We start from the raw sequence: 11,430 nt of genomic DNA, 5'->3' as shown, positions 1-11,430 counted from the left end.
ACGACGTCACCCGACCGCCGAGAAAGCACCATCCATGACCGCGCACGCCAACGGACCCTTACCGTCGAGACGGTCGCCGGACGACGGACGCGCGCTCGACGCGGTCACCGCCTTCGACGCCGGACTGTCCGACCGGGAGCGGCGGGTGCTGACCGAGCGCGTCTACGCTGCCAACCCTCGCACCCAGTCGGAGGTCGCCGACCTTCTCGGATTGTCCCGCGAACGAGTCACCCAGATCGATCGCTCCACACGACACCGCCTGCGCTCGTTGATCGACGCAGACCCGGCCCTCGCCGACCTGTCGGCGATGATCAACCGCCGGGCCGCTCCGGTCGCGGACGCCGCTGCGCTCATAGCCGACTCGACGCTCGCCGGGACTCCGGTGGGCGGCGTCGAGGCCCCGTGCTGGCGGGTGGTGGCCGCGGCGTCGGGTCTGCGCACGAGCGAGAACTGGATCATCCGGGGCAGCCTGCGCTCGGTCGCCGAGTTCACGAAGTCGGCGGTCGAGGCGGCGGCGCGCCCCGGCGAGGCGGCTTCGGTCATCACCATCGCGGATCACCTGGGCCTGTCCGGAGATTCGGCCGCACGGTGGCTACTGCGGGCGGGATACGAACTACTCGACGGCCACGCGATCGCCGCCCGGTCGACGACGGGCGAGATCGTCGTCGCAGCGCTCTCGATCCGCGGCGCGCCGTTGACCTTCGACGACATCATCGACGCGACTTCGGCGATCCCGCGTGCCCACAACAGTATTCGAAACGCGCTCGCCTCGGACGAGCGTATCGTCAGAACCGACCGCACCCGCTACGGCCTTGCCAAATGGGGCCTTCCACGATACGAGCCGGTCCATCTGCAGATCGATGCGATTCTCTCCGACCGTGACGGGGCCGTGCCCCTCGACGACGTCATCGCGACGATCCGCGGTCGTCACGACGTCAGCGAGGCCACAATCCGTTCGTATGCCGGTGCCGGCGAATTCCAGATCCGCGACGGCATCGTCACCCGACGCGAACGACCACATCGGCCGCGGCGGACGCCGGGACGAACGCGCGGACTGTACCGCGAAGACGACGTCGTGCACTGGTCGACGACGATCACTCCCGCGCAGTGTCGCGGAACGGGTTTCAACATACCCAGCGCACTCGCCGGCCTTCTCGGCATCGGCCCCGGTTCACCGGTCACACTCGAGACCGAGCTGGGCACACAGGCTTTCACGTGGGCATCGGTTCAGGCACGATCCGGCTCGATCAAGCGGTTCATCGATGAGCTCGAACTGGAGCCGGGTACGCCCGTGTTCCTCGACTTCGGGCCGCACACCTTCGCCGTTCGACGGGCCGAGCACGCAACCGCGTCGTCCGCCGCGGACATCCTGACCCGGATCGGGCGGCGACCGACCCGGCTCACCAGAACCCGACTCCTCCAGGTGCTCGCCGAATCACTGTGGTTGCCATCGAAATCCAGCATCGACGAGGTCGTAGAGCTCCTCGGCAGGCGTCGCGAGACCGACCTCGCGGACCGAGTCACGGCCGCACTGCGCTGAGCATCGGGCATCGGTCATCGGGCATCGGTCAGCGAGTGGTCGGGGCACCCCAGTGGGGCTCGCCGTACGGGGCGTCGACCGCGACGCATGCACCGGCCGACGCGCAGGCGAGGATCCGGACCATGGTGTCGCGAGTACCGAGATCGCCTTCGAAAGACACATACTCGCCACGACGCAGCCCGACGTCTGCCACCATCCGCTCCGCCTCGGCGATGAGTTGGCCTGTGGCGTCTTGTGATCCGTCGCCGAGGTCGACGACGAGGCCGCCCTCGTTCCGGAGCATGTCCGCCGTCCGGAGTGCAGCGAGGACGAACTCGTCGCCGACGCGGTACATCTGACGACAGTGCTTCCGGGGCACGGCGGCTTCGACCAGATCCTCGACCTCGATGCATTGGTCGACATGAGCAAGCACGAAACCGATCTCGCACGAATGCGCCGGTTCGCACGATGGGCCGAGGACGATCGGAACCGTGACGGCGTCGACCTCCAGCAAGGAATGCCAGGCAAGCACGAACTCCCAACCCGTGCGGATCACGAGGCCCACCCGACTGCCCGCGCGGACCCCGCAGGAGACCAGTTGCTCGGCCATCCATTCCACGGACTCGTAGAACCGTTCGAAGTCGATGACGGCGTCACCGGTGTGCACCGCGGGCAGCGAGCCATGGGTGTCGTGGGCGCCGCTCAGCGGCGAACATGAAGCCGACGTCTGACTCACACATCCCCGTATGTGTAGCGAGTTCGTCTGCCGTGCAGCCGAACTCGTAGAACTCGCGGGCGGCTCCGCCGGCTCGCACCGGCATGAGACCCTCGCCTTGCAGAGGTTAGGCTACCTTTACCAGGCGGTCGGTGTCCACCCCCTACATAGTTTTTCACTCATCTCATATTTAGGGTACGTTCACCTACGATCCCACCCTGCCGCACTGTCGGGCCTCCCCCTGCGATGAGTCCCGACGCGCATGCGACACCCCGTTTCCGAACGGGTAGATGACACGAGGAGAGCACGAGATGACACAACGAACCCTGCGGGCCGTCGGACTGTCCGCACTCATCGGCGGATCGGTCACTGCCGCGCTGCTGGCCGGCGCCGCGTCGGCGGGTGCAGATGCATTCGTCCGGCTTCCGGGCGGCACCGCGAAAGGTGAGGGCATCCAGATCGTCCGGTCCGAGGAGAGCGCGCGGGTCTCGGCGTCGATGGCCGCCAACGGGGTGTCCAGGACCACCTGGGTCAGCGGTCAAATCACCTTGTACGCACCGAATCTCAAGCCCGCCAAGGCAGGACCGAGCGTCGGCGCGGCCGGCGAGACGACGCTGCCCGGAAGCAACGGAACCGCGACGAACGGCGCCGCCGCCACCCTGTCCACCGGTTACATCATCGGGTGCCAGGTGAACATCAAGGGCCTTCAGGGCGGTCTGTCCGGATCGCTGACCCCGACCGCACCCTCCCTGTCGGGCACCCTGACCGTCCCGCTGGCCGCCGGCGACGTCACGTTCGTGGTGTTGAACACCAAGAACATCGAGAAGGCCGGTACCTACCACCTCGGTTACGACGACGCGCAGATCGACGTGCAGAACTGCGGCGGATACGCCCAGGCGCGAGCATTCACCACGATCGAGACCACCGGCGAGGTGCACCAGAAGGTGAACCTCTACGGCAAGCCGTTCTCCATCGGCTGACCGCGAACCCGTTGCCCACCACCATGACCCGCCGAATCGGAGCTCCCATGACCGTCGCCAAGCGCCGCACCGCGCGCACCCGGATCATCGCGTCCACGACCGCAGTCGCCTGCGCGGCACTGATACCCGTCCTCGATGCCGCACCCGCACACGCCGACACCACCGTCCAACTCCCCGGGCAATCCGTCACGAAGAAGTTGAAAGACGGTACGACGGTGACCATCACGCGCAGCAAAGAGTCCGCGCGGATCACCCCGTCGATGGGCGCCACGCCCCTGCACCGCAACGCCTGGGTGTCCGGCAAGTATGTGGTGACCACGTCCGACCCGGCCGCGAAGATCGGTGTCGGCGCCGGCTACATCGTCGGCTGCCAGCTGACGCTGGGCGGTAACTCGAACAGCAGGGCCGGCGCGACCGCACCCGACTTCGACCTCCAGAGCGCGACCACGACGGCCGAGACCGGCGCCGGCGTGACCATCGGGCCCGGCCAGGCGGTCAACTACGTCATCAACGACCGTGAGTACAAAGACGCGTTCGGTGCGGCCGGCCACTCGTCATCGATCAGCTTCTCCGGCGGCAAGGGCACGCTGGCGTACACCAACGAGACCATGATGGTGAACGGCTGCGCCGGTTACGCGCAGGCCCGGTCGTACGCCAAGGTGAGCATCACCACCGACAACGTGTCGCAGTCGATCGCCGTGTACGGAAAGCCGTTCAGCATGGGCTGACCGACCACCGCTCCCAGAGATGTGAAATGGGCCCCCCACCCGTGAGGATGGGGGGCCCATTTCTGGCGGTGGCGGAGGGATTTGAACCCTCGGTACGGGGTTACCGCACACAGCATTTCGAGTGCTGCACCTTCGGCCGCTCGGACACGCCACCGCCGAAGACTGTACCGCAGACCCGCGGTCAGACTTAAATCGGCTGCTCAGGCGGGCTTCGTCGAGCGGCCGGCTGCATCAGTGGCCGGTCAGCTTGTCCTTGACGTCGTCGATCTTGCCCTTGACGGCGTCGGCGGCGTCGGTGATCTTCTGCTTGCCCTCGGCCTGCGCCTGGTCACCTTTGCCCTCGTTCTTGAGGTCCTGATCGTCGGTGAGGCTGCCGGCAGCTTCCTTGCCGCGACCCTTGAGCTCTTCGGCCTTGTTCTTGGCGTCGTCCGTGGTTCCCATGAAGCCTCCTCGGTGAGGTTCGGCGCGGCCGGGTGCCGTCCGATGTTGAAGAACTCGGCGACGACCGACGCGCCGGCTGCTCGACACTGGCGCCGCCTGGGGAGCGGACTCCCGCATCCCACCGTGCCACAGGTGTGCACTGAGCTGCATGACCGCAGGTCAGTGACCTGTCAGCGGCTGTTGAACTTCTGGGACACCTCGTTGATCTTGTCCTTGGCGGTACTGAACGCCTCTTGGACCTTCTCGTTCTCGGCGAGATCGTTGAGCTTGTCCTTGGCGGTGTCCAGCGCGTCCTGGACCTGCTTGCTCTTGACGAACTCGTCGATCTTGTCGCGCGCGGTACCCAGCGCCTCCTGGACCTTGCCGCTCTCGGCGAGCTCGTTGATCTTGGCCTTGGCGGTGTCGAAGGCCGCGGTCACCTTGTCGGACGGATCGGTCATGATTACTCCTCGCGGATCGGGGATGCTGACGTCCAATCTGCCAGGACCGCCCGCCGCCGACCACCGGTCCGCACCCTGAGATCTCACCGATCTTGGCGTCTCACGACCCCGAGACGCGTGCGTTCACGGGTGTCGTCGGGTGGCGAAGAAGTCGACCATGAGTGCGCGGCACTCGGCTTCGAGGACGCCGCCCTTGACCTGGGGGCGATGCGCCAGCCGTGGATCGCGGACGACGTCCCACAGCGAACCGACGGCACCGGTCTTGGGCTCCCACGCCCCGAAGACGACGGCGTCGACCCGGGACAGCGTGATCGCTCCGGCACACATGGTGCACGGTTCGACGGTCACCGCGATAGTGCATCCCGGGAGCCGCCATCCATCACCGAACGCCCGCGCCGCGGCACGCAGCGCAAGCACCTCGGCGTGGGCCGTCGGATCGGAATCGGCCTCGCGACGGTTGGCGGCGCGGGCCAATTCGACGCCCTCGGGGTCGAACACGACTGCCCCGATGGGTACGTCGTCGGTCCCCGACAGTGCCGCCGCGTCGAGCGCGGACCGGACCATGGCCTCCCAGGCGGGCGCACTCATCGCGCGGCTTCGTGCGGGCTCAGTGGCCGAGGGAGTCGAGAACCTTGCCCAGCTCGTCGGCGAAACCGAGCCGCGCCGCGATCATGCCGAGCTGTTCGTCGGCATACAGATCGGTGTCCCCGACGATGATGCTCATGACCGCGTCGGGCAGTCCCAGGTCGGCGAGCAACCCGAGGTCCCCTTCCTCCCACGGATCGATCTGATCGAGCTCGTCCGGATCGATGTCGGGGACCTCGATGTTGAGGGCGTCCAATGCGTCGACCGCGATGTCGTAGTCGACGGAGGCGGTCGCGTCGGAGATCAGCAGACGCGCCCCGGTCGGCGACGGCCGGACGATGATGAAGAACTCGTCGTCGACGTCGAGGAGTCCGAAGACCGCGCCCGCCGAACGCAGCTCACGCAACTGGGTCTCGGCGTCCTCGAGATCGGAGAGCGCCGACGGTTTCATCGCGGTGACCTTCCAACCGCTCTCGTCGCGGACGACCGCCACGGCGAAACCGTCGATGTCGTCGTCCACGTCCTGCGCGTTCGACCCCGACTTCCCAAATCCGGCACCGGCCATGCGACAAACCGTAGCCCCTATCACCGGTACTCCCAAGTCCCGGTTCACCGGGCATGACCGGTATGGGAACGTGTCAGGGTGACTGCCGCGCCGTCGTCCCCCGCTGTCGCCCTTCCCACGCCGGTCTGTGTGCTGGGTCTCGGCCTGATCGGCGGCTCGCTGCTGCGGGCCCTGCACGACGCCGGGCACGAGGCGTTCGGCTACAACCGGTCGGCCACGACCGTCGATGCGGCCATCGGCGACGGTTATGACGCGTCCGCGGATCTCGTTGCGATACTCGAGCGTGCGGCGTCGTCGGACGCGCTGCTCGTGCTCGCGACACCGGTGACGACGATCGGCCCCCTGGTGACGGCCATCGCCGAGAACGCGCCCGGGCTCCTGGTCACCGACGTGATCAGCGTCAAGCAGGAAGTCGAGCGCCTACTCGCCGATCTGCATCCCGGAGGTCGATACGTCGGCGGGCATCCGATGGCCGGGACCAGTTCGTCGGGTTGGGCGGCAACCGACGCCACCCTCTTCGACGGGGCGATGTGGGCGGTCACCACCACCGACCACACCCCGGCCGACGACTGGCTCACGGTGGCCGCGCTGGCCGTGACGGTCGGCTCGCGAGTGGTGCCGGTCGCACCCGACGCGCACGATCGGGCGGTCGCCGCGATCTCGCATCTGCCACACCTGACCGCCGCGGCCACGGCCGCCGTCGGGGCCGGTGAGAGCGACCTCGCCCTACGCCTGGCCGCCGGCAGCTTCCGTGACGGCACCCGGGTCGCCGGCACCGCACCCGCCCTGCAACGCGCGATGATCGAGGCCAACGGCATCGCCGTGCTCAACGTCCTCAGCGAGACGATCGACCGCCTCACCGCCGTGCGCGACGAACTCCGCGACCACGGAACCGCCGAAGTACTCGTCGACGACGGGCACCGCGCGCGGAAGGCGTACGAACAATTGCATTCCGGCGCCGCGGAGGTGATCTCCGGGGTGACGGTCGGCGACGACGGCTGGCAGCAGGAACTACGCCGGCAGGCCCATCAGGGCCGGGTGTGGGTGGGCTGACCGCCGCGCACCTCAGGGATCAAGAGTTGTGCGGTTGCGCTTCTTTCGTTTCAGACCCGGCGTGCGAGGCCTGGGTAGTCGACGACGAAGTTGTTCTCGTCGACGGTGATGGTGGTCGTCGCCAACGGCGACACCACGCGGAATCCGTCCGTGCCCGGGGTGTACGACATCGTCGCCGGCTTCACGTCTCCGCTGGGCAGGTACATGTAGGCGACGGGGATCTCGACCGCTCCGGGAGTCGACGCCGAGAGGGCACGTCGCCGGATCGGCAAGGCGTTGAACATCGGTGACAGTGCGAGGTCCACGTCTTCGGCGCCGTCGAAGTCCGAGCGGGTGGTCTCACCGTCGGGACGACGGATCAGCCACGTGCCCTCGTCGTCGCGCGTGATGCCGAACTGCGTCTCACCGTCAGTGCGTACCAGGTGAACGGTGAGCCGCTTGACCACACCGGCATCGGTGGTCTGCAGTTCGTACGACGCGGAGAACGCCTCGTGGTCGGCGGTCGCCGCGGCGATGATCCGTCCATAGGCCTTGAGTCGTGCGCCGGACACGACCAGGCGGACCTGTTCCAGTCGATCGGTGTCTTCGCCTCGCCACGTGAGCATCGTCTTGAACTCGTCGTTGGTGGCGGAGGACTGACCGCTGTCAGGGGCTGTCTGCGGAGAACTCACGTGACCACGGTAGCGAGCAACCGCCCCGATCACACATCGGACGACCTGGTCACCCGACCGATCACCCCGCCCGGGGCCCTGAAGACGTGACCGTTCAGGCGATACAGGACGCGGTTCGGCGGGTCGATGACGGCGTCACGGTGTCTTCGACCACCACCTCGCCCGCCACCGTGATCGAGCAACTCACCGAGCTGCCCGTTCCGGCGATGACCAGGAGGCGCAGCGGGTTGACCCCGCCGGTGAACTGGACGGTCCACGGATTCGTCGGGGCGAACTCCGAGCGCAAGCCGTTGTCGTCGACGTAGAGGATGGTGGCCTGCCCGTCGATGGTCGCCTCGTAGGTCACCGGTTTGTTCTGCGGATCGATGCGCTCACCGGGTTGACCCGGGAGCCGCTGTCCCGGGTCGGGCGGGGTCAGGCTGGGCGGTTCGAAGGTGCGTGGGATCGGCATGGTGTCGGTGACCGTCGGCGAGTCGGCGAAGCGGTCCTGCGGTGCCTCCTCCCGCAGCCCGAGGAACCCGACGAAAGCCACCACGAGCAGCACCACCACGCCCAGGGTCAGGATCAGGGTCGCGGTGGGCACCTTGCGAATGCGTGATCCCGGTCGGCCGTCGGCGCTTTCGGCCTCCCGCTCGGCAGTCGCGACGCGTTCGGCCTCGGCACGCTCGGCGCGCTCGGCCATGGTGAGCTCGGTGTTCGTCGGCTGGCCGGGGCGGAACATCGGGGTCCCGTCCGCGGCGTACCCGAGCGGCGGATAGAGCTGCGGTGCGACGGGTTGCCCGTAGAGATCGCGAGGCGACCCGCCGGTCTGGCTGCCGCCTCCGTCGCGGCGTCGAGGGTCGTGAGCGCCGGGGTTCGGCCCCCCGTACGGCTGTCCCATCGTCGGCCTCCGGTCGGATTCTCGAGCGTCGTCGCCGACGCGGCGCGGCCTCGACCGAAACCTACGGTTCGGCTCGACGCCGCGCGTCATTCCCTCTCCGACCTTACGGCGCGAAGTCGGGAGCCCACCTCGACGATCGGAAAACCGCAGGCCACGACGATGCCGCGACGACAGTGAACCAGTCGGTCGAATGAGCCCGAACATCGATGACGGAGACGCGGAAACCGTGGCCGCGCTGCCGCCCCACCCCCGTGCCCTCGGGGGCGGCAGCCCCCTGACAGGCCCCACCGAAAAGAGTTCACCGTAGTGAACTGAAAGTACTTTCACATACAGCACCGTGGGCTGCAACAGCTGCGCGGACGTCCAGGACAAGTGATATCGGGGTCCGTTTCACCTGCGCACCCGCCGATCTCTGCCCCTTTCACCATAAGCCCTGGACAGGGGCTTGCCGCAAGACCCCCTATCCGGTGCAGAATCGCTGTCTCACCTGCGACGACCAGCCCTGCCACCTGCTGATTCGGAGTCATCTCTGTGCCCCCAGTCCCCGAAACCCCAGTCCTCGAGACCCCAGTCCCCGAAGCCCCAGTCCCCGACGACGCGACTTCGACGACCACCGCGGTGTTCGCCCTCCCCGACAGCCTGTCCCCGAAGAACGATCCGGCCCTCGTCGCCGACGACACCCGACACTTCGCCTCGATCACCACGAACCTTCGACGCACCTTGGCCGACGCCGACGAGCGCCTGCAGCACCTTCGGCGCGAAGCCGGTGGCAGGGGTCGCCGGGCCGTCGACCGCGACATGGAGATCCACCAGCTCGGCGCACGTATCCGATCGCTGCGGCGGTTCGGCCTCGACCTGTGCCTGGGTCGGCTGGTCCGCGACGACGGGGAGATCCTCTACATCGGCCGGCTCGGGCTGACCGATGCCGCCGGCGAGACCCTGCTCGTCGACTGGCGCACCCCGCTGGCCGCGCCGTTCTTCGCCGCCACCCGCCGCGACCCGATGGGACTGGTGAGCCGACGCCGCTACCGCTGGACCCACGGCCGGATCACCGACTACTGGGACGAGGTCTTCGTCGACGACCCCGCGGTGCTCACCTCGCACGCGGCGCTCGACGAGCAGTCCGCGTTCCTCGCCGACCTCGGCGCCAGTCGTTCCCCGCGCATGCGAGATGTCCTGGGCACCATCGCCACCGATCAGGACGCGATCATCCGAGCCGACTCGCACGGGACCCTCGTCGTCGACGGCGGGCCGGGAACCGGCAAGACAGTCGTCGCGCTGCATCGCGCCGCCTACCTCGTCTACGCCGATCCGCGCCTCGCCGGTCATCGGGGCGGGTTGCTCGTCGTCGGACCTCATCGGCCGTACCTCGCCTACGTCGCCGATGTGCTGCCGAGCCTCGGCGAGGAGAGCGTTCAGACGTGCACCCTCGCCGATCTCGTCGTCGAAGGTGATTCGGCGACAACCGAAGCCGACGTCGACGTGGCACGGTTGAAGTCGTCGGCTCGCATGGTCGAGGCGGTCGAGCCGGCGGTCAAGTTCTACGAACAACCGCCGACGACGCCGTTCGTGGTCGAAACACCCTGGACGGAGACGACTCTGACCGCGGGTGACTGGGCAGACGCCTTCGACGCAGCCGAGCGCGGAACCGCACACAACGAGGCGCGGGACGAAGTGTGGGAAGAACTGGTGTCGATCATCGCGTCGCGACACGACGACGACGTGCCCCAGCACGCGCTGCATCGTGCGTTGGCGGCGAATGACGAACTCGCGGCGGCCTTCTCGCGGGCATGGCCGATCCTGGACGCCGCCGAGATCGTCGGTGACCTGTGGTCGGTGCCGGCCTTCCTCCGCATGTGTGCGCCGTGGCTGCCGCCCGGCGAGGTACGCGCACTCCAGCGCAGCGTCCCCGACGCCTGGACCGATGCCGACCTGCCGATCCTCGACCGCGCCCATCGCCGGATCGGAGACCCGGCAGCGTCGGCCCGACGTCGCCGGCAGCGCACGGACCTGGCGAGGGAACGCGAGCGGATCGACCAGGTGGTCGACGATCTTATCGCCGCCGAGGTCCACGACGACGGCGAGGGACTCATGACGATGCTCCGGCACGAGAACCTGCGCCACAACCTCGGGGACGGGTCCGTGAGCGAGACCGCCCGCTCACTGTCCGGGCCGTTCGCGCACATCGTCGTCGACGAAGCGCAGGAACTCACCGACGCCCAGTGGCAGATGCTGATCGACCGTTGCCCGTCGAAGAGCTTCACCGTCGTCGGCGACCGCGCGCAAGCACGACGCGGATTCCCCGAGTCGTGGGCAGAGCGACTTCGGCGGGTCGGTCTGCGCGACGTCACCTCGGCGGGACTCACGATCAACTACCGGACCCCGGAAGAGATCATGGATGCGGCCGCCCCCGTCATCCGCGCGGCGCTCCCCGACGCGAACGTGCCGACTTCGGTTCGGCGCGCGGGCATTCCGGTCACCTACGGCGACCGCGCGGACCTCGACACCGTGGTCGACGACTGGATCTCGACCCATCGAGACGGAATCGCCTGTGTGATCGGCGAACCCGGCTTCGCCGGGACCGACCGCGTGCGGTCGCTCACCCCCACCCTCGCCAAGGGGCTCGAGTTCGACCTCGTGGTGCTCGTCGACCCCGACGCCTTCGGCGCGGGCACCGAAGGCGCGGTCGACCGCTACGTGTCGATGACCCGGGCGACTCAGCAGTTGGTGATCCTCCGCACGTAGACCCCACCACCGATTGGGGTAGTGCCGTACTCGTGTCGACGTCCCGGACGCCGGCGAGGATGGAAGACAGCACCGGCACCTCGTCCACCCACCCAGGGTTCCGGTGCA

12 protein-coding genes and 1 tRNA gene are annotated in these 11,430 nt (G+C 68.1%); 5 read left to right on the top strand and 8 right to left on the bottom strand.

What is annotated here, in order from left to right; all coding sequences use genetic code 11:
- Positions 1-34 precede the first annotated feature (34 nt).
- Complete coding sequence (locus tag M4D77_RS04195; protein WP_259935603.1) at positions 35-1,540, top strand: sigma factor-like helix-turn-helix DNA-binding protein; 1,506 nt, start codon at positions 35-37, stop codon at positions 1,538-1,540.
- A gap of 28 nt (positions 1,541-1,568) precedes the next feature.
- On the opposite strand, the gene M4D77_RS04190 is transcribed toward M4D77_RS04195, so the two are convergent.
- Entirely contained in the window at positions 1,569-2,255 is a 687-nt protein-coding gene (locus tag M4D77_RS04190) for an AMP-binding protein (RefSeq protein WP_238994992.1), read from the bottom strand.
- A 290-nt stretch (positions 2,256-2,545) separates the two neighbouring features.
- On the opposite strand from M4D77_RS04190, the gene M4D77_RS04185 reads away from it, so the two are divergent.
- Positions 2,546-3,214: an MspA family porin gene (locus M4D77_RS04185; RefSeq protein WP_159369866.1), complete on the top strand. Its 669-nt coding sequence runs from the start codon at positions 2,546-2,548 to the stop codon at positions 3,212-3,214.
- Between the two features lie 47 nt (positions 3,215-3,261).
- Positions 3,262-3,942 (top strand): MspA family porin, encoded by a 681-nt coding sequence (locus tag M4D77_RS04180; RefSeq protein WP_238994991.1) that lies wholly within the window; start codon positions 3,262-3,264, stop codon positions 3,940-3,942.
- Positions 3,943-4,005: 63 nt separating this feature from the next.
- Here the strand turns inward: M4D77_RS04180 and M4D77_RS04175 are convergent.
- The 5 genes from M4D77_RS04175 to M4D77_RS04155 all read right to left on the bottom strand — a co-directional run bounded on the left by M4D77_RS04175 (position 4,006) and on the right by M4D77_RS04155 (position 5,973).
- Positions 4,006-4,096, bottom strand: a tRNA-Ser gene (locus M4D77_RS04175).
- Between the two features lie 77 nt (positions 4,097-4,173).
- Entirely contained in the window at positions 4,174-4,383 is a 210-nt protein-coding gene (locus M4D77_RS04170; RefSeq protein ID WP_058250988.1) for a CsbD family protein, read from the bottom strand.
- 170 nt (positions 4,384-4,553) lie between these two features.
- Positions 4,554-4,823 carry a hypothetical protein gene (locus M4D77_RS04165; RefSeq protein ID WP_259935602.1) on the bottom strand — a complete coding sequence of 90 codons (270 nt, stop codon included), beginning with the start codon at positions 4,821-4,823 and terminating at the stop codon, positions 4,554-4,556.
- 123 nt (positions 4,824-4,946) lie between these two features.
- Complete coding sequence (locus M4D77_RS04160) at positions 4,947-5,411, bottom strand: nucleoside deaminase (protein ID WP_203235883.1); 465 nt, start codon at positions 5,409-5,411, stop codon at positions 4,947-4,949.
- A 19-nt stretch (positions 5,412-5,430) separates the two neighbouring features.
- Complete coding sequence (locus M4D77_RS04155; protein WP_058250986.1) at positions 5,431-5,973, bottom strand: tRNA adenosine deaminase-associated protein; 543 nt, start codon at positions 5,971-5,973, stop codon at positions 5,431-5,433.
- Between the two features lie 78 nt (positions 5,974-6,051).
- Here M4D77_RS04155 and M4D77_RS04150 point away from each other — a divergent pair, with 78 nt between their 5' ends.
- The gene (locus M4D77_RS04150; protein ID WP_065631209.1) at positions 6,052-7,026 is read left to right on the top strand and encodes a prephenate dehydrogenase; all 975 of its coding nucleotides are present in this window, start codon (positions 6,052-6,054) and stop codon (positions 7,024-7,026) included.
- A 50-nt stretch (positions 7,027-7,076) separates the two neighbouring features.
- Here M4D77_RS04150 and M4D77_RS04145 read toward each other — a convergent pair whose 3' ends face one another.
- Together M4D77_RS04145 and M4D77_RS04140 are read right to left on the bottom strand one after the other, a co-directional pair.
- Positions 7,077-7,631, bottom strand: coding sequence for a putative glycolipid-binding domain-containing protein (locus tag M4D77_RS04145; protein ID WP_082652894.1), 555 nt, complete (start codon positions 7,629-7,631; stop codon positions 7,077-7,079).
- A gap of 160 nt (positions 7,632-7,791) precedes the next feature.
- The gene (locus M4D77_RS04140; RefSeq protein WP_068972623.1) at positions 7,792-8,577 is read right to left on the bottom strand and encodes a hypothetical protein; all 786 of its coding nucleotides are present in this window, start codon (positions 8,575-8,577) and stop codon (positions 7,792-7,794) included.
- A 618-nt stretch (positions 8,578-9,195) separates the two neighbouring features.
- On the opposite strand from M4D77_RS04140, the gene helR reads away from it, so the two are divergent.
- Positions 9,196-11,322, top strand: coding sequence for an RNA polymerase recycling motor ATPase HelR (gene helR / locus M4D77_RS04135; RefSeq protein ID WP_259935601.1), 2,127 nt, complete (start codon positions 9,196-9,198; stop codon positions 11,320-11,322).
- Positions 11,323-11,430: the final 108 nt, after the last annotated feature.

Source organism: Gordonia sp. p3-SID1431 (assembly GCF_025143765.1).
Taxonomy (GTDB): domain Bacteria; phylum Actinomycetota; class Actinomycetes; order Mycobacteriales; family Mycobacteriaceae; genus Gordonia; species Gordonia hongkongensis.
The sequence above is the reverse complement of the archived record's forward strand: the minus strand, read 5'-3'. Positions and strand labels throughout refer to the sequence as shown.